The organism is Ensifer sp. EB106-03-01-XG145 (genome assembly GCF_058792075.1).
Genome location: NZ_JBYTEC010000004.1, coordinates 316,272 through 336,673, shown reverse-complemented (window position 1 = coordinate 336,673; position 20,402 = coordinate 316,272). Strand labels below are relative to the sequence as shown.

The 20,402-nt window shown below is 60.1% G+C and carries 20 protein-coding genes and 2 pseudogenes; 14 read left to right on the top strand and 8 right to left on the bottom strand.

Annotated elements, in window-relative coordinates; genetic code table 11:
* Nucleotides 1-15 precede the first annotated feature (15 nt).
* The 3 genes from AC3WWH_RS14025 to AC3WWH_RS14015 are packed head-to-tail and all read left to right on the top strand — an operon-like array spanning nt 16 to nt 3,022.
* Complete coding sequence (locus tag AC3WWH_RS14025) at nt 16-663, top strand: RraA family protein (RefSeq protein WP_058329148.1); 648 nt, start codon at nt 16-18, stop codon at nt 661-663.
* The gene (locus AC3WWH_RS14020) at nt 663-1,592 is read left to right on the top strand and encodes a carbon-nitrogen hydrolase family protein (RefSeq protein WP_113511708.1); all 930 of its coding nucleotides are present in this window, start codon (nt 663-665) and stop codon (nt 1,590-1,592) included. Before AC3WWH_RS14025 ends, AC3WWH_RS14020 begins: the two co-directional genes overlap by 1 nt.
* A 59-nt stretch (nt 1,593-1,651) precedes the next feature.
* Nucleotides 1,652-3,022 (top strand): MmgE/PrpD family protein, encoded by a 1,371-nt coding sequence (locus tag AC3WWH_RS14015; protein ID WP_492377068.1) that lies wholly within the window; start codon nt 1,652-1,654, stop codon nt 3,020-3,022.
* A 51-nt stretch (nt 3,023-3,073) separates the two neighbouring features.
* Here the strand turns inward: AC3WWH_RS14015 and AC3WWH_RS14010 are convergent.
* Both AC3WWH_RS14010 and AC3WWH_RS14005 read right to left on the bottom strand, forming a co-directional pair.
* A pseudogene (locus tag AC3WWH_RS14010) lies at nt 3,074-3,277 on the bottom strand (type II toxin-antitoxin system RelE/ParE family toxin); the annotation flags it as partial.
* A pseudogene (locus AC3WWH_RS14005) lies at nt 3,258-3,502 on the bottom strand (type II toxin-antitoxin system ParD family antitoxin). The pseudogenes AC3WWH_RS14005 and AC3WWH_RS14010, both read right to left, overlap by 20 nt.
* Before the next feature lie 272 nt (nt 3,503-3,774).
* Here AC3WWH_RS14005 and AC3WWH_RS14000 point away from each other — a divergent pair.
* Complete coding sequence (locus AC3WWH_RS14000; protein ID WP_492377067.1) at nt 3,775-4,845, top strand: ornithine cyclodeaminase; 1,071 nt, start codon at nt 3,775-3,777, stop codon at nt 4,843-4,845.
* A 33-nt stretch (nt 4,846-4,878) separates the two neighbouring features.
* Nucleotides 4,879-6,228, top strand: a complete 1,350-nt coding sequence (locus tag AC3WWH_RS13995) for an MmgE/PrpD family protein (RefSeq protein WP_492377066.1) — start codon at nt 4,879-4,881, stop codon at nt 6,226-6,228.
* Between the two features lie 98 nt (nt 6,229-6,326).
* Here AC3WWH_RS13995 and AC3WWH_RS13990 read toward each other — a convergent pair whose 3' ends face one another.
* From AC3WWH_RS13990 to traI, 3 genes are read right to left on the bottom strand one after another with little or no spacing between them, the layout of a single operon-like run.
* Entirely contained in the window at nt 6,327-7,682 is a 1,356-nt protein-coding gene (locus AC3WWH_RS13990; protein WP_113511718.1) for an amidohydrolase family protein, read from the bottom strand.
* Between the two features lie 35 nt (nt 7,683-7,717).
* On the bottom strand, nt 7,718-8,479 hold the full coding sequence (locus AC3WWH_RS13985) for a winged helix-turn-helix transcriptional regulator (protein WP_492377065.1): 762 nt from the start codon (nt 8,477-8,479) through the stop codon (nt 7,718-7,720).
* Between the two features lie 13 nt (nt 8,480-8,492).
* Nucleotides 8,493-9,098: an acyl-homoserine-lactone synthase gene (gene traI / locus AC3WWH_RS13980; RefSeq protein ID WP_492377064.1), complete on the bottom strand. Its 606-nt coding sequence runs from the start codon at nt 9,096-9,098 to the stop codon at nt 8,493-8,495.
* Nucleotides 9,099-9,355: 257 nt separating this feature from the next.
* Between traI and rctB the strand changes: the two genes are divergently transcribed.
* From rctB to AC3WWH_RS13955, 5 genes are all read left to right on the top strand, one after another.
* The gene (gene rctB, locus AC3WWH_RS13975; RefSeq protein WP_082663692.1) at nt 9,356-9,673 is read left to right on the top strand and encodes an SMa0974 family conjugal transfer regulator; all 318 of its coding nucleotides are present in this window, start codon (nt 9,356-9,358) and stop codon (nt 9,671-9,673) included.
* A gap of 380 nt (nt 9,674-10,053) precedes the next feature.
* Nucleotides 10,054-10,287, top strand: coding sequence for a type II toxin-antitoxin system Phd/YefM family antitoxin (locus AC3WWH_RS13970; RefSeq protein WP_058323408.1), 234 nt, complete (start codon nt 10,054-10,056; stop codon nt 10,285-10,287).
* Nucleotides 10,284-10,673: a type II toxin-antitoxin system VapC family toxin gene (locus AC3WWH_RS13965; RefSeq protein WP_058323407.1), complete on the top strand. Its 390-nt coding sequence runs from the start codon at nt 10,284-10,286 to the stop codon at nt 10,671-10,673. Before AC3WWH_RS13970 ends, AC3WWH_RS13965 begins: the two co-directional genes overlap by 4 nt.
* Nucleotides 10,674-10,843: 170 nt before the next feature.
* Nucleotides 10,844-11,029 carry a helix-turn-helix domain-containing protein gene (locus AC3WWH_RS13960; RefSeq protein ID WP_492377105.1) on the top strand — a complete coding sequence of 62 codons (186 nt, stop codon included), beginning with the start codon at nt 10,844-10,846 and terminating at the stop codon, nt 11,027-11,029.
* A gap of 65 nt (nt 11,030-11,094) precedes the next feature.
* Nucleotides 11,095-11,271, top strand: coding sequence for a hypothetical protein (locus tag AC3WWH_RS13955; RefSeq protein ID WP_162764612.1), 177 nt, complete (start codon nt 11,095-11,097; stop codon nt 11,269-11,271).
* Between the two features lie 199 nt (nt 11,272-11,470).
* Here AC3WWH_RS13955 and traA read toward each other — a convergent pair whose 3' ends face one another.
* A complete protein-coding gene (gene traA, locus AC3WWH_RS13950) occupies nt 11,471-16,078 on the bottom strand; it encodes a Ti-type conjugative transfer relaxase TraA (protein ID WP_492377063.1) in 4,608 nt (1,535 codons plus the stop codon).
* Between the two features lie 222 nt (nt 16,079-16,300).
* Here traA and AC3WWH_RS13945 point away from each other — a divergent pair, with 222 nt between their 5' ends.
* The 4 genes from AC3WWH_RS13945 to AC3WWH_RS13930 all read left to right on the top strand — a co-directional run bounded on the left by AC3WWH_RS13945 (nt 16,301) and on the right by AC3WWH_RS13930 (nt 19,397).
* The gene (locus AC3WWH_RS13945; protein WP_113399669.1) at nt 16,301-16,588 is read left to right on the top strand and encodes a TraC family protein; all 288 of its coding nucleotides are present in this window, start codon (nt 16,301-16,303) and stop codon (nt 16,586-16,588) included.
* Nucleotides 16,578-16,808, top strand: a complete 231-nt coding sequence (locus AC3WWH_RS13940) for a conjugal transfer protein TraD (protein ID WP_058323405.1) — start codon at nt 16,578-16,580, stop codon at nt 16,806-16,808. The genes AC3WWH_RS13945 and AC3WWH_RS13940 overlap by 11 nt, the downstream gene beginning before the upstream one ends.
* Nucleotides 16,808-18,721: a Ti-type conjugative transfer system protein TraG gene (traG, locus tag AC3WWH_RS13935; protein WP_113399658.1), complete on the top strand. Its 1,914-nt coding sequence runs from the start codon at nt 16,808-16,810 to the stop codon at nt 18,719-18,721. The genes AC3WWH_RS13940 and traG overlap by 1 nt, the downstream gene beginning before the upstream one ends.
* 145 nt (nt 18,722-18,866) lie before the next feature.
* The gene (locus AC3WWH_RS13930; RefSeq protein ID WP_113399659.1) at nt 18,867-19,397 is read left to right on the top strand and encodes an RES family NAD+ phosphorylase; all 531 of its coding nucleotides are present in this window, start codon (nt 18,867-18,869) and stop codon (nt 19,395-19,397) included.
* Nucleotides 19,398-19,558: 161 nt separating this feature from the next.
* Here AC3WWH_RS13930 and AC3WWH_RS13925 read toward each other — a convergent pair whose 3' ends face one another.
* Both AC3WWH_RS13925 and AC3WWH_RS13920 read right to left on the bottom strand, forming a co-directional pair.
* Complete coding sequence (locus AC3WWH_RS13925; RefSeq protein ID WP_197423518.1) at nt 19,559-19,726, bottom strand: hypothetical protein; 168 nt, start codon at nt 19,724-19,726, stop codon at nt 19,559-19,561.
* A gap of 331 nt (nt 19,727-20,057) precedes the next feature.
* The gene (locus AC3WWH_RS13920) at nt 20,058-20,381 is read right to left on the bottom strand and encodes a DUF736 domain-containing protein (protein WP_058323403.1); all 324 of its coding nucleotides are present in this window, start codon (nt 20,379-20,381) and stop codon (nt 20,058-20,060) included.
* Nucleotides 20,382-20,402 lie beyond the last annotated feature (21 nt).

Here is a 20,402-nt window from a genome sequence, read left to right as displayed (position 1 = left end):
ATCGGAGTCTCGTCGATGACCCAGCCATACAAGATTAAGAAACAACCTGAAGCGATACCAGACGCACTGCGAACACTGCTGGAGGGTGTCGAAACCGCAACCATCGGCCACTTCGAATATCTTGGATTTGTTGGGGCAGGAATTGCGCCGGTCTTTCCGGCCAAGGCAATTGGAACGGCAGTCACGGTCGCCGCGCCCGGCCGCGATGGAGCCGTCATCTATACGGCAATCGATCTGCTCCGCCCGGGAGATGTTCTCGTCATCTCCCGGGTCGACCGGGACGACGTTGCCTGCGTCGGCGGCGGTGTCGTTGCTGCTGCCCGAGCGCGTGGCGCCGTCGCCATTATCGTCGATGGTCCTTGCACCGACATCGAGGAGATCCGCGCCAGCCGCTTCCCGGTCTGGTGTCGCGGAGTCTCGTCCAAGACAACCAGCCGCCGGCACCAGATCGGTGGCGCGATCAACGTCCCGATCGCCTGTGGCGGGGCGGCCGTGCTGCCCGGGCATGCGGTCCTGGCAGATACGGAGGGTGTCTTCGTTGCCGATCCCTCCGATATGCGCTGCATCGCCGACACTGCCCTCGAGCGCCAACAACGTTCCCTTAAGCTCCGGCCCTACCTTGAGGCCGGCCATTCCATCTTCGAATTGGATCGGATCGTGTAATGAAGATTTCCCTCGTCCAGATGAACTCCCAGCCCGACCGCGACAGCAATTTGCGCGCGGCCGAGAGCCTGATGCAGCTGTCAATCGCACGCGATACACCAGATCTCATCGTTCTTCCGGAACATTTCGACTGGTCCGGCGGCACGGTGGCGGAAAAACTGGCGGCGGCTGATCATATGCCGGGCGGCGACGCCTATCGCATGTTGCAGGCGTTCGCCGCCCGGCAAAAAGTCTGGATCCACGGCGGCAGCTTGCTCGAAAGGGTTGATGGAAGTTCAAAGATCTACAACACAACGGTCGTCTTTGATCCGGACGGTAACGAGGTGGGCCGCTACCGCAAAGTTCACCTGTTCGACATCGAGGCGCCAGATGGCAAGAAGTATCGAGAATCCGCCACCGTTGCGCCTGGAGAAAGCCTATTCGTCTACGAAGCCGACGGCTTCAGGATCGGCTGTGCCATCTGCTACGATCTCCGATTCCCCCGGCTCTTTGATGCGCTCGCAGACGCCGGCGTGGATGTGTTCATTCTACCCGCGGCCTTCACGTTACAGACCGGCAAGGACCACTGGGAAGTGCTCTGCCGTGCACGCGCGATCGAGCATCAGGTCTATTTCGTCGCCTGTGGTCAATGCGGAGGCTACACTGCAGCGGACGGAGATCGCCGTTTCACCTACGGCAACTCTCTCGTCTGCGACCCCTGGGGACAGGTCATAGCCCGCGCCGTCGATCAGGTCGGCCTGGTTTCCGCACACCTCGATCTCGACCGTGTGGCGGCAGTTCGCAATCTCATTCCCGCCGCGTCGCACAAGGTTTCGTTTGTCGATCAGGCACGCGTCTACCGAGGTTGCAGCCGCGGTGAGCGCTGCAATTCCTCCTGCAGCTCGCCTGTGCAGACCTTGGGGGCACCAATTTCTTCTAGTAGCACGTAGACAACGCCCCCCTGAAAATGGACCTCCAATCTCCATCCTCGGGTAATCGGACACCAGATATGACCGCTTTTATCACGCAAACGCTCGGCAGCTATATCGCCGAGGAAGCACTCGCTCGCGTTCCCGGCGACGTCATCGACAAGGCCAAGCTCTGCCTCCTGGACTCGCTTGGCTGCCTGTTCGGAGGGCATCAGCTGCCGATGGCTGGCATGCTCGAGGTGCTGCGGGCGGACAGCCAGGTCGCACCCTCCTCCGGCAGACCTGTCAGTGGCTGTGCCGAACCGGCGGCTGCCGCCTTCGTCAAGGCAACTTTGATCAATGCGCTCGACTTCGACGACATCTACGAGAAGGGCCACCCCGGAGCCACGGTGATTTCAGCAGCCTTATCGGTCGCTGAGCACACGAAGTGTTCGGGCACAGAATTACTCGAGGCCGTGATCACCGGCTATGAAGTGAGCTGCCGCGTTGGCATCTCACTGGCTCACGTCCAGCCCAGAAAGGCGATTCACGGCCATGGGACTTGGCAGATATTCGGTGCAGCAGCCGCGGCCGTGAAACTCATGCGTCTCGACGCCGGACGAGCGGCGCATGCAATCGCGATCGCCGCTACGAATGCGCCAGTCGCGTCCGTCATGAAGACCGTCTACGGAGACACGCCATCGATGGCGAAGAACAACTTCGGCATGGCCGCGCAAATGGGCGTCTTGGCCGCGCGCCTTGCCGCTGCCGGCTACGAGGGGCCTTTGGATGTCTTCGAGGGGGAGGCAGGTTTCTGGCGGATGGCGGGCGCCGACGAGTGCCGTTTCGATCGATTGACCAACGACTTGGGTGGTGCCTACGAAATTCTCCGGGTTGGCTTCAAGCCCTTCAGTTGCTGTCGGCTCATCCAAAGCAGTGTCCAAGCCAGCCGCGACGTCGTCCGGATGGCCGGCATTGATCCCGCCGACGGCTTGCACGCCAAGCTGGTCGTGACCGCACCTCCGATTTTGTGCGAACCGCCATTTAGCGAGGCGCGTCCGCGGCACATGTGGGCAGCGCAGTTCAGCGCACCGCACGCCATCGCTATGGCCGTATTCGGCGTTGAGCCGGGTCCCGACTGGTTCGTGGATGACTGGCTCAATGACGAGATCGCCGGGCGGTTTCAAGACAGTATCGAGCTGAGGCCACATACCATCCACGCCTCACCTCAAAGCGCTCACGCCGCAAGCGCTTGCTTGCAGTTGCGCGACGGGCAGAGCTTTGAAAGGCACGTAGACGTTGCGGAGGGAGAGGCAAGTAACCCCATGCGGAAATCAGCTCTCGAGGGCAAGTTCTTACGGCTTGCGAGCCCTGTCGTGGGAGACAGCAGTGCTTGCGAAGCCATTGATAACGTGTACGCGCTGGATAAAGCGGGATTGCTCCGGCCGCTCCTCAACTTATTGGTCAGCTGATACCGGCATACTCCGACATGACGGCATTTTGTTCGCAAACTAAGCCCGCAAGATCCCGGCAAGAATATCGGGGATACAGGGCGTATCGACGAGACGATCGATTTCGACACGCAATCTGTTGACCCGTTCAGCAGTACGCTCCACCGCCTCGTCAGGCGCTTCCCCGAGTTCGACATAGGCGTCGAACAGATGATCGAAGATCAACTCGAAATCGCGTTCGGCATCCTCAGAATATTCAAGAGTCCACACGAACAACCCGTCTCTCCGCTCGATCATTCCCGCCACGCGAATTTCCATTTCCGTCGCAGAAATCATTGGTCCGTTCAATCGCCGCTGGACCAATTCGCGAAGCGCTGCCGTTTCGACGGTCTCGGTCTTTTGGCGAAGCGGTTCCAGGCCGTGTTGAAAAACGGAACTCATGCTGGAATACCGGCCGCCCTCCACCAGCGAACGGGCAAACGAATTCTGCTGCTCGGTCAGGCACGCGGCTAGCGTCTTCGACTCAGATCGACGAGCGATATGTGCAAGCAATTGGGGCACGCTTCGGATGAACTGCCGCGGCACTTTCCATCCCCTATCCCTCCCAGGCGCCTCTCCTGTTCGTGGCACGAAAACACTAGGTCACAACCTAAGGTTCTGCTCGTTCATTTATAGACGACAAAAATGTATCCGAAGCTTTCCTTTAAACCCTCCATTCCAGATGGGAAATTGCTCCCCGTCACATGACGTCGACAAAACCACGGAGAACGGTGATGGAGAGCACACCCAGATACATTTCACTTGCGGAAATGAAGCGCCTCGGCGTCCGCCTCGAGGCATCCGCGCTCCACGATGCCGCCAGGGCAGCTTGGTCCGACATCCGCTTGGGCCAGGCCCATGGCCTGAAATCTGTTTTGTCCCTTCCCGAAGCCGACTTGTGGAACCAACCCCAGTTTGAAGCTTACCGGGATACGTTGCAAGGCGAGCGATTAGGCTGGAAGCTCTCTGCGCTCTCCAGCGTCGGGACCAGATACGCCGCCGTCAAGGTGGTCGGTGCCAATGCGATAAACCGTCAATTGGGTCAGCCGCGTTCGACGTCGACGATCCTGCTGCTCGACAACTTCACGCTGCGCCCGCTTTGCGTGATGGACGGAACCGATATCTCTGCCGCAAGAACGGCAACCTATGCCTCGATGGCGCTTGAACTTTTCTTTCCCAAAACAGAAGAACTCTCCGTCTTCCTCTTTGGGGCAGGCCCCATTGCCGAGCAGATCATCAGAGTGCTCGGTCATTTCGGAGCCGGCATCGTCTCGAAGATATTCGTGCGCAGCCGCTCAGGCGCTTCCGCGCACCAACTCGTTAAAAGACACAGACAGTCACCTGGAATTCGGCTCGAAGCTGTCGCGGATAATCAGAGGCTGCGTGATTGCCGGTTTGTCATCACCGCTTCCAATGCCAGCGCACCGGTGTTTGAGAGCGCAGAAATCTGCCCAAATGCCGTTTTCCTGCATCTCGGTGGAGACGAGACGCCGTCGGGCCATATCCAAAACGTTCTTCGGTGCGGATTGGCGCTCTGTGACGACGTTTCTATGGTGTCGCGGCGAAACTCCCAAAGCCTGGCGCTCTACTTCTCACGCAAGGGATCGACATTGGAGCAGCTTGGCCCAGTGCTCGGTGTCTTGAACTTAAAGGATTTCTGCGACGCGGGCGGCGGATCGGAATTCCCGATCCTCATTACGTGCGTTGGCCTGCCTATGCTTGACCTTTACGTCGCCGCTCATGTTTACGAAACCTGGTTCTCGCCAGATGAAGGCATGGCGTCATCCTCATCTAGCACGAACTGACGCCCGGCGGCCTAAGCTTTATGGAGGGGGCGGATGTATGTCACCGAAATCCTCGCAGAGTATCTGGCGAACTATCCTTCCGAAGCTCTGCCTCCCGACCTGAGGTTAAGTGCCACCTGCTGTATTGTGGATGCAGTCACCGCCTACGTCGTCGGCTGCGATGTACCGAGTGCGCGCGCAGCCCGCGCGGTCGCCCGGCACGATTTTGGAACCGGCCGGGCTTCGGTCTGGTTTACGGGGGAATGTCTCGGGGTCACTGCTGCGGCAGTCTGTAACGCTGCGTCAGCCTCCGCACTCGATTTCGACGACGGTCATCGCGCCGCGCGCGGTCATCCCGGTGCGGCTGTGATACCCGTAGCACTCTCCGTGGCATCTGCGATTGGTTCATCCGCCGATGACCTCCTGACCGCAATCGCTCTCGGATACGAGATCGGAATTCGCATTGCCGTGGCGCAGAACCCGCAAGCGATCAAAAGCCGACAATCGGGACGTTGGACCGGCTATGCTGCTGCGGCCACGGCCGGCCGCCTCTACAGAACCGATCCCCCGGCACTCGCACACGCACTCGCTGTGGCCGGAGTGCTCGCACCAAACCAGGAGGCAAACGGCAGCTCCGGCTATGCCAACCTCACCGGGAACGACGTCAAGGAGGGTATTCCCTGGAGTGTCGTGACGGGCCTGACCGCATTACGCCTCGCGGAGCGGGGATTTACCGGGCCGCTGGATTTGCTCGATCATGCGTCGCACTTCAACTGGCCGAGCATTATCGCGGACTTGGGTGATCCAGCTGAGATCTCGAGGGTCTATTTCAAACCCTATTCCTGCTGCCGCTACATCCATCCCGCTCTTGATGCCTTTGCGGCGCTTTCGGAAGTTGCTGACATCAGGACCGAACAAATCGCATCAATCGAAGTTCAGACCTTTCAATGGGCTCTCCGACTCTCAAACACCGTGTCTCCCAGGACATTGACAGAGATCCAATACAGCCTGCCCTATTGCATGGCGATTGCTGTTGTTGATGGGCCTGCGGCACTGGCGCCAGTCGGTAATGCGCAGCTGGATAGGCCCGACCTCCTCGAATTCGCCCGCAAGGTTCATCTCTCGGTCAATCCTGAGATCGACGCACGCTTTCCGACAGAGACCCTTGCGCGGGTATGCCTGCAAATGATCGACGGCAGATTGATCACCTCTAAGGTGACCTCGCCGCGCGGGGACAAGGCGCGCCCCTTAGCCTGGGAAGATCTCGTCAATAAATTCTCGGCAGCAACGCGGGGCAAGCTTTCTCCCAAGGCACAATATACTGTCCTGCAGGCTTTTGAGGCACTGAAAAGAGGAGATGCTGCTCCCCTCCTCCAGCGCCTGAGGATGCGTTTGATCGACTGACATGTCGACCACTGCCCCTTGTGTCAGTCGGATCGCATCCGTCGGCGATATCGCGTAATTGCGGCGTCGGCGCGAGAGCCAAGCTCAGGCTGAAGCCGTCAGACAAGCCGGCCATTCCTGACGACTATACAGCCTGCAATCACGACATGCCTGACGCGGCTCAGATTAACGTGGTCGACAACGATCAGGTCTGCACGCTTGCCCTTTTCAATCAGCCCGCGGTCACCGGCCATTTGAGTGAAGACGCGCGCGACATTCCCGGTCGCAAGGGCAACGGCCTCCGCCGCAGACAACTGCTTCTTTCTGACCATCCGCTGGATCGCTTCAGGAATTCCATCCCAATGCCCGCCGGCAAAATCGGTCGAAATCGTATCGACACAGCCCGCATCGATCAGCGCATCGAGGTTGGAGGGATCGTTGCGCCAGCGGGTCCCGATACAATCCAATGTCGAAACATCGATGATAGCCCCCTTCCGTCTCAGGTTCCGAGCAATCGAGACTGCCTCGTCCGGGAGAAAACTCGGGTGATTGCTATGACCGGCGACGAAACGTGCCTTCTTGTTCTTCTCGACCACGGCGATCAAACGCTTCGCAGATGGCGCCGCGTTGTGGAAGATCGCGGGATATCCGACCCGCTCGGCTTCGCGGGCGATTTGATCGAATCCGGCCAACGAGAGGGCAACCGAAGGCATCACCGATTGCGTAATGATCTCGCGAACGCGATCCGCTCCGGTGACCCCGGAAAGACCGCAACGCTCCAGCTCGTCGATCAGTGTCAAATTCGCTAGGCCGTCTACCGGATCGAGATAGCGGCCAAGGACGGCGTTCTTCAAGCGCCTCGCGGCTGCGGGCGTCACTTCGACCCCGAACTCCTGCAAGAACGCTTGCGGGATGAACCTGTATTCTTGCGCGCCACCACCCAATGTCTGTCCGCCACCTGCCTCACCAAGCGCGACCGCGCCGGAGGCCAACAGGTCATCTATCGTCGCACTCAGGTGCCGTGCCGAAAGTCCCTTGCCGTCGACCACAAGCGCCGCCTCGATGTTTTTCGGAGTGTGAGCCGTGGAAATGCGGATATCCATTGCATGAGGTTCTGCCTCGTTGACATCTACTTCGTCAGCCATGGCCAGGCCGCAGACGTTGAGAAGGGTCGTTGTTCCCTGAAGAAGATGGCGGTTTCGGAAATAGGCGACATCTTCGCCTTCAAATGGCTTCGAGCCGCTCGGCATGGAAGGCCCCCGAATACATCCATGCGCATGTGCGTTTATGAGACCTGGCATAACGATGCCGCCGGTTGCATCGATGGTTTCTCGCGCCGCGATTTCAGCGCCTGCGGCAACCTCCGCGACTTCGATACCGGCGATCCTTCCCTTCCGGACAAATACGGCAGCCCGTTTGTGAAACGTCTTGCCGTCGCCGGTGATTAGACCCCCATTTCGGATTACCAGATCCATGACGGATGTTCCTTTTCGTCAGCCGGGATGCTGTCCTAGTCGCCGGTCCCTTCGCCCGGCCGATCCGCCTTGTGCTGCGATTGCTCCTGACTGGAGCCATCGAGCATGTAGCCGGACGATCGAACCGTTCGGATGAGATCAGGGCCACCTGCCACGCTAAGCGCCTTGCGCAGTCGACCAATATGGACGTTGACCGTCTTGAGGTCGACGAAACGACGCTCGGGCCAACCAGCTTCGATGAGTTGTGCGCGACTGCACGTCTGCTCGCGGTTCTCCATCAGGAACTGAAGCAACCGGAATTCGATCGGTCCCAAGTGGACGCTGATGCCCAAACGCCTGACGCTGTGCCTGTTGGTATTCAGTTCAATTCCTGCACAGGCGAGGATATGACCGTCGCTCGCCATTGGACCCGACGCGTGCGGAAGGAGGATACGGTCGCGAAGGAAGCTGAGTAGCTTGGAAGGAGTAATCGGTCTTACGAAATTCTCGTCAATACCGGCCTTCAGCAGATCGATAAACCGACTTTCCGCACCAGGTCCAATCAATCCGACCGTCGTGATCCCGAATGTCCGCGGCTCCTGTTTCAGCTTTACACAGGCTGCAGGAACCCAATCTTCTCCCGATCGACAATCGAGAAGGATGGCTCCGACATCGTACTCGCCTGCAAAATGGACAATCTCCTCGACCCCGGAACCAAGAATAACCTGATATCCCTGGGATTCCAGGATATGGACGAGCAGCAAGTAGTAATCCGGATCGGTCGAACCAATCAGGATCTGGCGCCGCGCTGAACTCAAAGGCTTCTCCTCTTTAGGCTTTACGTCTGTTGTTGATCACAGCACGAATCCGAGTGAGACTTGCGACATCTGCAGAAAGAACTCCTGCTACGGCCATCGTGTTGCCAATGGAGCACGGCCGGCCAAGGCGCCGCATTGGCCACCCAGCGCGCTTCAGAATGCGCTCGAAACGCAAGTCAGTGGCCGTGACGACCTCGCGGTAGCCGTTCGCCATCGACCACTCGATGATGCCGGCGAACATCTTCAGCGTAGTCCTGTGGAGAAGCCCCTGCGTCCTGCCTTCGTCGAGCGCAGTGTCGACACAAAAGCGCGAGCTTTCGACCATGCCCGCGTGAGCGTCCAGCCGTCGCGATGAGAGGAGTTGCGGGAAGGTATTGGCGAGCATCGTCGGCCCGGTGGCAGGGAGAAGCCTCGCGCAACCCGCTACCGCACGCGTGGCCGTGACAGCCAGGATATAGGTAGGATTGAATTGATCGTAAGCATCGGTTTCACGACCGTCCCTTATGTCTACATCCCAGCCCAGCCTGTCGCCAAAGACGCGGGCACGCAACCGATGCATCGAGTCGATCAGGTCCGCAAATTCTCCGTGCCCTGCGGCAGGTACATCCAGTATCTCCATCACCAATCTCCGAAGAAATCTCCGTCTCTGGCTACTGGACACGAGTTTTGCCGCTCGGACGACTAATAGAATCAGTAGTCGTATGCTCGACCCAACCGTGCATAAATATCGCAGATGTGAGTAGTTCGATGACGAGCGAACTGCGTCGTAACCGCCGAAATAGGTGCGAATCCACGAACGTGTAGCAACAGGGCGCGGAGCCGCCGAAGGGCCGATTTCCGGGCTTGGATGGCGCAGATTGGAGGCCACGAATTTCAATGTACAAGCACACCGCCGAAGCCTACGTACTGGTCCCGCATCCGGAACGGGTCGCGGAAAAGGTCTGCGCGCGTTCCGGAAACTATTGCCGCTCGATCGACGATATGGGCGCCGATAGGTTGCTCGACTTCGGCGACGCGCGTGCGATCCTGAGGCTGACGGATGAAGGTCTGCACCTCCAAGTCGACGCGCAGGACACCATCACCTTCTATGGCATCAGGACACTTCTGCTAGGAAGCCTGTGCGCCGTCGCGAAGTTTTCAGGTGAACACGTTGAGTGGCACTCGGCCGGCAGCGTGCCTTTCGGCGCGATGTAAGGATGCCGCGGAGGCGGTGGCCCGCCCTCTTTGCGGGTACCCTGCAGGCATGGTTGTCCGCACGGGTTCGCAGTTCTGGCAAAGCGCCCTTTCCCGCATAGCCCCATTTTCGGTCCCCGACGGTAGACAATATCCTCGCCACATCAGACGTCTCTGCGGCAAATCTTCGAAATCAGAAAGTGGTTCTAAAATCATACATTACCGCCTCACGCTGATGTAACGTGAACACGGCAATTCATGAGAAAGGGCTTTGCGACAGATAGCGCGCACGGCATCGGGCTCTATTGAATTCGTAGCCCTCGCTCGCGCTCCACGCGATGAGACTGGATTCTCAGAGGCAAAAGCACTAAGTATAGCCAAGTTAGCTAAACGGAACTCCCATGCAAGTTACAATCCATAACGCCAAAACGAATCTGTCCAAACTCATCGAGGCGGCAAAGGCTGGCGAAGAAGTTGTCATCGCGAAGGGCAAGACCCCTGTTGCCCGGATCGTTGCTATTCCACAAAGCAAGTTCACCGTCGGGCTGCTGAAGGGCAAGGTCACAGGGCAGGGACCGGATTTCTTTAAGCCGATGAGTGAAGATGAACTCGCTCTTTGGGAAGGCGCGGTGTGACAGCTGTGCTTCTCGATACCCATGCTTGGGCATGGTCACTAACGGGCGATATGCGCCTGTCCACCAAGGCAACCGCTCTCATCACGGAGGCTGACAGCGTTTTTGTCAGTCCCATCAGTTTCTTCGAGATTGGGCAGAAAGTCCGTATCGGCAAGTGGCCGGAGATGGAACCATTCATCAATGACTTGCCGAGCTTGCTGGCTGAACAGGGTGGCAGAGTTGCGGCCTTGGCGCCGGAAGTGTGTTTGAAAGGGGCGACCCTCGCCTGGGAGCATCGCGACCCATTCGACCGATTGCTGGCGGCGACCACGCTCGCTCTTGGAATCCCGCTGATTTCAGCGGACGAAGTTTTCGACACGCTCCCGGATATTAGCCGATTGTGGTGACTTCTGCCCCAGACGTCGCTAGTCCGATGGTACGCCTCCAAACATGATCGAATCAATTACTTGACGGGCAGCTGGCAGCGCCACCCCGCTTCACCGAAAAGCAGGGCCAGTACCTCGCCTTCATCTGGGCCTATAGCCAGATCAACGAACGGGCGCCGGCCTAGCGTGACCTGCAACGCTATTTCGGCGTCCCCCCACCATCTGTCCACCAAATGGTGCTCACCCTCGAGCGGGCCGGCTTAATCCGAAGGAAACCCGGCGTGGCCCGAAGCATCGAACTGCTCGTCAATCACAACAGCCTACCCACGCTGCAACCCAACCCGTCAAATCCTCTGTGCAGAGGTACTAAGGCCTGAAACCTTGCCGCTTTTCCTGGGAATAGATGCCGGCGAGATTGATGCTCCCAACTCAGTGGCAAGGAATGTACAGCAATTCGGAACATCCTTCCCTGTGCTCGGGCGGCGGTGCGGCCGAGATAGATCGTGTTCCCGTGCACAATGGCGCCGATGTGCGCGAGGATCGTAAGATGGCGGCCGCCGCGCGAAATGCCCGCTTCAGCATGAGCGCTGATGCAAATACCGCAGGAAACACCCTTTGACGCAATCTGCAAACCAGGCCACCAACGTCGCGCATGCCGGGCTTGGTCATCTCTTCAGCGTTACGGTGAGGTTGGCTAACGCAATCTGATCCTTGATAACCGCCCGGTGGCGATCTCAGTACGGCCGATCGATCGTAAAGGGTTCGTGTTCAGCCTTGCGCTTCTCCTTCTGCCTTCTTCTTCAATGCGCTCCGGTAATTCAACGGGCGCGGTCGATGACGCGCCGCTCACGCTCCGAAATGATCTCCTGACTGCTCTGCACGCGAACCGTCTGCTGCAAGACCTGCAGCCGATCCCGCATCGCCTCCAATGCGCGGCGCTGCGCCGGCGAAACGCGATTGATGACGTCCTTCTCGCCACGCAGGATGGCGTTTCTGCCGAAGCGCTCGTCGAGCGCCCGGCTGACGGAGACGAATTCTTGGACGACGCGCGGATCGAGAAAACCCGCGGCAATCTCGATCTTGCCCTCCCTCTTCTTCATCTCGGTCGTCAACTGCCGCAGCGCGCCCTCAGCCTTCTGCGATAGACCGGGAATGGCGACCGCCATACGCCGGCGCTCGCCGGCCACAACTTGGGTTTCGGCCTCAAACGCGGCGGTGTAAGACGCTCCGAGGGAACGGACACGACTTGTCGCTTCGGGCAGAGCCTGAAGCGCCGCCTTCCGCTCCCGGCCGACAGCGAGCAACCTGTCCACGATGCGGTCGGAGCCACGCAGCGCGCCATAGGCGGCCGGATCGTTGCTGACGGCTGCGGCAATCCGCTCGCCGGCAAAGCCCTTCACGACAAGCTCCTCGATCTTGGCGACCGCGCCGGCCGGATCGCGCCAGATGCGCGTTGCCGCCTCGGCGAGGACGGCGCGATGATAATTGTAATGGGGAACGGCAAGCGCCCTTTCCCGCGCTTCATCGGCAATCGATGTCTTGAACTCCGTGACGGCGGCAAGCATGGGCAACACGGGCACTGTCTCCTTTCCGAACTCGATGCTTGCGCCGGCGACGATTTTCGAGCGATCCTGCTTTTCTGCGAGATACTGCTCGTCACTGAAACGCCTGATCACTTCGAACAGGCGCACTAGGTTTTCACAGTGGTCAGTTGTGAGATTTGCCGGCATGCGCTCGGCAACATTTCGCTCGGCGATCGAATCGGCCTTCGCGGTGAAGGCAGACCAGCCAAAACGTGTGGTCAACGCCTCGTTGACGGCCTTGACCTCCTGAACAAGCAAATGGTCCTCCGCGGCATAGGCGAAGGCAGTCTTGTAGGCATCGGCCCCGCCGCGCTCCCGAACCGCCTCGACTTCGACGAGACGCGCCATCGCCTGTTTCGAAAGCGCGGGAATGGACAATGACATATCAGCGCGCCGCTGTCGCTCGCGGATGGCGAAGCGCTCGGCCTGCCTGCGGAACTCGGTTGCATGCGCGCGCGCCAACGGCAGCAGCTCCGATAGGGCGGCCATGGCAGCGTTGCGCTCGTCGCGGGCGGCGCGGCCATCGATCATCAGATTGGATCCGCACAGGCGGCCAAGGCGGTCGGGCGCCAGGGCAAGATCTTCTGCAATCTTGCGCGGCTCGACGCCTGCACCCGACGCCAGAGCGTTGAGCGCCGACAGCGCGCCATCGGGGTCGCGATAGATTTTCTGCAGCACTGGCCGAAGTATTTCCTCCCGCTCCTTCCACCGTTCCGAGGAGAGCTGCGCAAGACGCGCATCCTCTTCAACGCTGCGCGGGAATTCGGTGGCGGGTGGAATCAAATAGTTCCCACCCAACGGGATACCGGCGGCGAAGGCTTCTCTGCGTTCCTCCCTGTAGGAGACGCTCTGTTCCCGTTCGATCGCGAAATCGAGCGCAATGCTCGCCCTCTCCCAGAGCTTCACCAGCTGCGACCGCTTCTCCGCAAGCCACGCCGACCGTCGCGCCGCGCCCTCCTCTAATTCCAAAGTGACCCGGGCGAGCGTCTCGATGCCGCGCCGGCGGGCAAAATCACGGACATGCTCCCGATAGCCTTCCTCGCTTTCGAAATCGAGCGTCGTTGTCTTGGCGCCAGATCGCCCAAGTCGCTCAACAAGCCGCTTGAACACATCCGGCCGATGGCTTTCTTGCTCAATCCTAGCCTTGCGCGCATCGGCAGTTTCGACTTGTGTTCCAGTCCAGACGTTTCGCTCGACCTGACGTTCCTCGAGGCGCTTCTTGCCGGTCTCTTCATCAGTGACGGACACCTTTACCGTGACCGTCTCGACGCCATCCTTGCGGAGCGTCACGGTATCGCCTGTCGAGATTCCACTCTGCTCCAGTGCCTTCGGCAGGCTCACGCCCCAAAGTCGGTAAACGGTTCCGTCGTCCGTCCTCACATCGGCGTACGGGCTTTCCTTTGCATCACCATCCTGCGGCCGGAACCTGGCCCACCCGGTGTCCACCAATTCACCGGTGACGCCGGATGCGTGATCGACACGCGGCCTGCGCCCCCTTTCCGGCTTCGGTTCAAAATTCTCGCGCGCAGCGTAGAGATCGGCGCGGTTCCGATGCCGGGTCATCGCCACATAGGTCAGATGCCGGTCCATCATTCCGGTGGCGAGCACGAAGGTCCGATCGATGGTCGAGCCTTGAGATTTATGGATGGTCGCGGCATAGCCGTGATCGACATTGCGGTAGCTGTCCTTGCTGATCACGACGTCGCGGCCATTATCGAGATGCACCGTCAGCAGCGCGTCTACGCGTTTGTCGCCAGTCGAAATGACCGTGCCAAGCATACCGTTCTTCACATATTGGGGACCAAGCCGCCTTGCGCGCGGTTCGAGGAAGCGGGCGTTTTCGAGGAAGATGACCCGGTCGCCGGCGGCAAACTCACGAAGTCCACGTGCCGTCTGGAATTGCCGCGCTCCTGTCAGCGCGCTCGCGTCGATCATGACCTTGCGTAAGGCCTCGTTCAGCTTCCGAACGTCATTGTTGGTGTGGGCGAGAACAAGCAGTTCGTCACCGCGAAGACGATCCGCATGTTCGCCCGCAGCCGATTTGCGCAGCAGTTGATGACGGGCATCGGCCCAATCTGCAACCATGCGGTCGATGATCTCGGCCCGGGTTTCGGTCTCGACAATACGGCCCTGCTGGGCGTAGGCGTCGAGGCCCTCTTCGACCTTGCCGCGGGCGAATAGGCGGGATGCCTCGCGCGCCCACGCATCACGTTGGCGGCGCACACCGGCAAGTTCCGCAAAGCCGATCCGTTCTGTGATTGCCCTGAACGCCGCACCCGCTTGGATCGGTTGAAGCTGCATCGCGTCACCGACGAGCACGACCTTCGCTTCTGCCTGCTCGGCAATTCTCAGGACGCGCGCCATCTGCTGCGAGGAGACCATGCCGGCCTCATCGATCACCAGCACATCGCCACGGCTGAGCTGCTCACGCTCAGCGGCCCAAGCTAATTCCCACGAAGCCAGCGTGCGCGACCGGATGCCGGAACTGTCCTCCAACCCTTCGGCGGCCTTGCCGGCGAGGGCCCCGCCGATCACCCGCCGGCCGTCGCTTTCCCAGGCAACGCGTGCGGCAGCAAGCAGCGTCGACTTGCCCGCCCCCGCAAGACCAACGACGGCGGCGATGCCGTCGTCACGCGTGACATGACGAACGGCATCGACCTGCTCGGAATCGAGCCTGAAGTACTTTTCCGGATCGGCCGTTTCAATGCTTCGGACGGCGGCGGAGACCTTGGCAGCGCAGACGGCGAAGCCCGTTCGCACTGACAGAACCTCGGCAGACTGCGCCATATCATATTCGAGGCGCAGGATTTTCCGCGTGGTGAACACCGCCGGCTCTGTCGCCTTGCCCATTTGGGTGTCGACCTGCTGCGGCTTCAGCAGCACCAGATCGCCCGAAACCATAAGCCGCGCGCGGATATTGGCGAAGTCCACTGGATCGTCGACATAGCGGTGCAGCGCCTTGGCGATATCGCGCTCATCAAAGGTGGAGCGTTCGTTGCCGAGCTGCTTGAGGAGAAGCTCCGGATCGGCAAGCAGCCGGTCGGCCATCTCCTGCCGCCGCGCCAGATCAGCCGGCGCAAAATACATCTCGACACCCTTGCGCGCGAGCGCCGCCTTCTCCGGACCGAGGTGTTTCTGTGCGATCCCGTCGAGGCCTTGCTCAGCATAGGAGCGGCCGTCGAGATGGATCTCATGGCCGGCCAGCGCCAGGTGACGGTTGACCGTTTCGGCCCAGGCGACCTTCCATGCCTTCATGGTTTCCTTGTCGCCGGCCCAGAGCTTGTAGACGATCTTGCCGTTCGGCCTGTTCGGCGTGACGACACGCAACAGCTCCCCGTCATCGCCCAGGACCGGCACCTTCTTCGGCCCAAACCCCTCCTCCGTGAGGGGCCTGAGCGCCGTCATCAGATGGATATGTGGATTGCCGTCCTTGTCGTGAAACACCCAGTCAGCGATCATTCCTTTCGACGTGAAGTTGTCGCGGACAAATTCACGAAAGAGCGCGGTATTCTCCGCTCGCGTCAGCTCTTCCGGCAAAGCAATGATCAACTCCCGCGCAAGCTGTGCGTCCGCCCGCGTCTCAAACGCATCCACCGCATTCCAGAACGCCTCGCTTGCCGCGGCGACAGTCTTCCCCGCAATCGCCGCCCGCAGCCAGCCCGGGATATCGTCCGGCAGCGCCAGTTCCTCATGCACCAGCTCCGACGCGCCACCACGATAGCTGAAGGACGTTCCGGCCTGCTCGTCCATCATCCGGGCGCGATGGCGGTATGCGGCGGCCGAGACGATACTGCGTCCCGCTCCCCTGCTGATCACCTGCGCTCTGACGAACATGATCGCCACGACTGTCTCCAGACCTTTCCGAGCACGTCGCGCCAGCGACGTATATTGCGCCCTCAAACCGGTCGGACCGAAGGACCGATGCCGCTTCTCCGGAAGGCGACCGACGGTCGGAATTCCGACCGCGACGTTTTCGGGATGGTGCATCCTAGCTCGATTTACTATCATTTTATAGATAGTATAATCGACGCTGGTCAGATTTCTCAAACACGGAAGGACACCAGGATGGTCACAAAAACATCGATTTCCGATATCGACGCCCAGATCGAGAAGCTGCGCGACCGTAGACGAACGCTGATAGTAAAATCCGCCGAGCGGTTTGCGCGCGCCGCCACGAAATCGGGTCTGGCGGAAATGGAGATCACTGACGAGGAACTTGACGCGGTCTTCGGGGAGATCGCTGCTCGATTTCGCAAAGGAGAGAAGGAAGGGGCCTTTGGCTCAACTGCTTCGCCGCGTCGACCGGCAAGTGGCGGGTCTGGAACGACGGCGGAGGTTTCTCATGACGAGTGAACGAAAGCGAGAGTCCCGCGAGAAAACCCTGCTCGGTGGCATTGTCGCGAGAGCGGGTCTCACGAAGGCCGACCGGGCGTTTCTACTCGGCGGTCTCATCGAACTTGCAAGCGTCGCGCCGGGCACTGCCGAGCATCGGCGCCTGCGCGATATCGGTGAGGAAGCATTCAAGGCGCCCGCGTCAGAGGGCGGATCACCTCGTATCGCGGAGACGGCGTAATGGCACTGAAGTCAAAACCGCATCCGAGCCATTTGCTCATTCTCTTGCCCGTCGCTGTCACCGCCTTTGCGGTCTATGTCGTGGGCTGGCGCTGGTCGGTGCTCGCCGCCGGACTGTCCGGGAAGGCGGCATACTGGTTTCTACGAGCCTCACCGCTACTACCGCTATTGCTCGGGCCGCTCGCAGGCCTGTTGACCGTTTGGGCCTTGCCGTTGCACCGGCGAATGCCGGTAGCCATGGCGAGCCTCGTTTGTTTTTTGACAGTCGCCAGCCTCTACGCGCTGCGTGAATTCTGCCGACTGTCCCCATCCGTGGAAAGCGGCGCGCTATCATGGGATCAGGCGCTGTCCTATCTCGACATAGTCGCTGTCGTCAGCGCAGTCGTTGGCTTCATGGCCGTGGCTGTGGCCGCGCGCGTTTCCACTGTGGTCCCCGAACCGGTAAAGCGCGCCAGGCGCGGAACCTTCGGGGACGCGGACTGGCTGCCGATGTCGGCGGCGGGAAAACTGTTTCCGCCGGACGGCGAGATCGTCGTCGGCGAGCGCTACCGCGTCGACAAGGACATCGTCCATGAACTGCCCTTCGATCCAAACGATCCGGCCACATGGGGGAAAGGCGGCAAAGCGCCGCTACTGACCTACAAGCAGGATTTCGATTCCACCCATATGCTCTTCTTTGCCGGGTCGGGTGGATACAAGACCACAAGCAATGTCGTGCCGACGGCGCTGCGTTATACCGGCCCGCTGATCTGCCTCGATCCCTCGACCGAAGTCGCGCCCATGGTGGTCGAGCACCGCACCCGCGTGCTTGGACGCGAGGTGATGGTGCTTGATCCGACAAACCCGATCATGGGCTTCAACGTGCTCGACGGAATCGAGTACTCGCAGCGAAAGGAAGAGGACATCGTCGGCATTGCCCACATGCTCTTGTCGGAGAGCGTGCGCTTCGAAAGCTCGAGCGGTTCCTACTTCCAGAACCAAGCACACAATCTCCTGACCGGCCTGCTCGCGCACGTGATGCTGTCGCCGGAATATGAAGGGCGGCGAACCTTGCGCAGTCTTCGGCAGATCGTCTCCGAGCCGGAGCCCTCGGTGCTGGCGATGCTGCGCGACATTCAGGAGCACTCGCAATCGGCCTTCATCCGCGAGACCCTCGGCGTTTTCACCAACATGACTGAGCAGACGTTTTCAGGCGTCTACTCGACAGCATCGAAGGACTGCCAGTGGCTGTCGCTCGACAGCTACGCCGCACTCGTCTGTGGCAATGCTTTCAAATCGAGTGACATCGTCTCGGGCAAGAAGGACGTCTTCCTCAACATCCCGGCATCGATCCTGCGCTCCTATCCGAGCATCGGCCGCGTGATCATCGGCTCACTGATCAATGCCATGATCCACGCCGATGGCGGCTTCAAGCGCCGGGCGTTGTTCATGCTCGATGAGGTCGATCTTCTGGGATACATGCGCGTTATGGAAGAGGCGCGCGACCGCGGCCGAAAGTACGGCATCTCAATGATGCTGATGTACCAATCGGTCGGCCAGCTGGAGCGGCATTTCGGGAGGGATGGCGCGACGTCGTGGATCGACGGCTGCGCCTTCACGAGCTATGCCGCGATCAAAGCGCTGGACACAGCGCGCAACGTCTCCGCCCAATGCGGTGAGATGACGGTCGAGGTGAAGAGGAGTTCCCGTAACGTTGGCTGGAACACAAAAACCGCCAGGGCCCGCCAATCCGAAAGCGTTAATTTCCAGCGCCGGTCGCTGATCATGCCACACGAAATCACCCAGTCGATGCGCAAGGACGAGCAGATCATTATCGTGCAAGGTCATAGCCCGATCCGTTGCGGGCGCGCGATCTACTTTCGGCGGAAGGATATGGATCAGGCAGCAAAGGCAAACCGCTTTGTCCGGGTTTAACGCCAAGCCGTACTCATGCTTATTGCGCCGGCCGAACGCGGGCGCGTCGCGGCCGTTCGAACAAAGGTGTGCATGATCGTCGACGACAATGAAGACGAAGTAACCCCTTGAGTGGCATCCGGCTGAGAGACGGCAGCGCCAGCCGATGCGAGCCAAGTTATGTCCGAGACGCGAGCGGCTGCCAGAATGGGCCAGCTTGCCGAGGAGCGGCGCGGCGCGCAAGGGCGGCCGGTTCAATCGAGAGGGCGTCGAAGCTCTTTACCTAGCGTTGGACGAAGTAACTGCCCTCCGTGAGTATCAGCAGACCTCTCCTTTTCTGCCGCCCTGCACCGTTTGCTCGTACACCGCGACATTGGTAAACCTCGTCGACCGTCAACAGCTGAGCCACGGCGCCCCATGGGACGACCTCTGGCATAGCTGGCGGGAGGACTGGCGCCACCACAAATTCGACCTGCACGTCGAGCCGCCGACATGGGTACTGGGAGATCTCGTACTAGAGGCCGGCCATACAGGCATCATTTTTCCCAGCATAGCCAATCCGGGTGGGGCGAATGTCGTTATCTTCAGCGAACGGCTCGAAGGCAAGAATCGGATCGAAGTCAATGATCCCAAGGGTAGACTCCCGCGTAATCGGTCGAGTTGGGAGCGGTCAACCCACCCTGCGGATCAATCGTAACCAACGTCCTGCCGTTTCCTGAAGAGCTGACCATCCGCAAGACCGCGCAATTTGCCTGCACCGAACTATTCAGACCTCAGCGAGCCCCGTCCGACCATTCGACAGAATGCAGACCATTCCTAAGCGCGCCGTCAGCGGTCTACACATGGCTATGGCCTTCCTTAGAAGGGAGGCTTGGCATCGATGCGGCCCTCCTGTTCGGCGATTGCCACTTCCAATTCCGCCTGTGTCAGTTCGAGCTCCTCTGCGATCTGAGCGCGCTCGGCCGGGTCGCAGCAATTCAGCTCGCGGCGCAGTTCCTCGATGTGGTCTTCCAGTGCAACCGTCATTGCCGTCATCTCCTTGAATAATGTGAAAGATGGCGCCGGTGGTCGCGAGGATCGGGCTGGGTCAAGGATCGCGGGACGCGACCGGCGGAGCCGGCGGGCGGGGGAGCCAAAATGCGAAGCATTTCGGGGGGACCGCTCGTCCTTGAGGCGGCACGATTGCTCGTGACAGACTTGGCACCCTGAGCGGATAGTTTTTGATCTCGTGTGGCAGCGGTAGCGGACCCGGTGCGGGCTCGATGCCCTCACCGGGTCCTATCGACCATGTACAGTCCGCTTGGGCCGAACGCATTCAGGGCGCCGGTCCCGATTGGTCGGGACCGGCTTTGGCGGTTCAGTTCGGATTATTCCAGAGGATCACCTTGCGGTTCGGATCACCGCCCGGCGCCTGCGCAAGGTTGCCGAAGATCACCCCGATCTCCGGAGCCTCCAGCTTCACCGAGAGGTACTCCTCTCCGGTCTGGCGGGCGACACGGTTCCAGGCCGCGCCGATTTCAAAGCCGGTCTTGCGGTGGATGACGCGGTAGTCGGGGGCTTCTTCGCTTGCCTTGTTGGCGTTGGGGATGATGGCGATAGGGGCGTTGACCCGGATCGTGGCGAAGACACCCTCGAGAGTGCCATCGGTCTTCTGCGTCAGAGCTGCGATCGTGGTTGCCATGGTATTGTCTCCTTCGGTTGC

Coding starts and splice junctions, on each gene's coding strand:
- AC3WWH_RS14025 (WP_058329148.1), top strand. CDS start 16: ATGACCCAGCCATACAAGATTAAGAAACAACCTGAAGCGATACCAGAC.
- AC3WWH_RS14020 (WP_113511708.1), top strand. CDS start 663: ATGAAGATTTCCCTCGTCCAGATGAACTCCCAGCCCGACCGCGACAGC.
- AC3WWH_RS14015 (WP_492377068.1), top strand. CDS start 1,652: ATGACCGCTTTTATCACGCAAACGCTCGGCAGCTATATCGCCGAGGAA.
- AC3WWH_RS14000 (WP_492377067.1), top strand. CDS start 3,775: ATGGAGAGCACACCCAGATACATTTCACTTGCGGAAATGAAGCGCCTC.
- AC3WWH_RS13995 (WP_492377066.1), top strand. CDS start 4,879: ATGTATGTCACCGAAATCCTCGCAGAGTATCTGGCGAACTATCCTTCC.
- AC3WWH_RS13990 (WP_113511718.1), bottom strand. CDS start 7,682: ATGGATCTGGTAATCCGAAATGGGGGTCTAATCACCGGCGACGGCAAG.
- traI (WP_492377064.1), bottom strand. CDS start 9,098: ATGGAGATACTGGATGTACCTGCCGCAGGGCACGGAGAATTTGCGGAC.
- rctB (WP_082663692.1), top strand. CDS start 9,356: ATGTACAAGCACACCGCCGAAGCCTACGTACTGGTCCCGCATCCGGAA.
- AC3WWH_RS13970 (WP_058323408.1), top strand. CDS start 10,054: ATGCAAGTTACAATCCATAACGCCAAAACGAATCTGTCCAAACTCATC.
- AC3WWH_RS13955 (WP_162764612.1), top strand. CDS start 11,095: ATGTACAGCAATTCGGAACATCCTTCCCTGTGCTCGGGCGGCGGTGCG.
- AC3WWH_RS13945 (WP_113399669.1), top strand. CDS start 16,301: ATGGTCACAAAAACATCGATTTCCGATATCGACGCCCAGATCGAGAAG.
- AC3WWH_RS13940 (WP_058323405.1), top strand. CDS start 16,578: ATGACGAGTGAACGAAAGCGAGAGTCCCGCGAGAAAACCCTGCTCGGT.
- traG (WP_113399658.1), top strand. CDS start 16,808: ATGGCACTGAAGTCAAAACCGCATCCGAGCCATTTGCTCATTCTCTTG.
- AC3WWH_RS13930 (WP_113399659.1), top strand. CDS start 18,867: ATGCGAGCCAAGTTATGTCCGAGACGCGAGCGGCTGCCAGAATGGGCC.
- AC3WWH_RS13925 (WP_197423518.1), bottom strand. CDS start 19,726: ATGACGGTTGCACTGGAAGACCACATCGAGGAACTGCGCCGCGAGCTG.
- AC3WWH_RS13920 (WP_058323403.1), bottom strand. CDS start 20,381: ATGGCAACCACGATCGCAGCTCTGACGCAGAAGACCGATGGCACTCTC.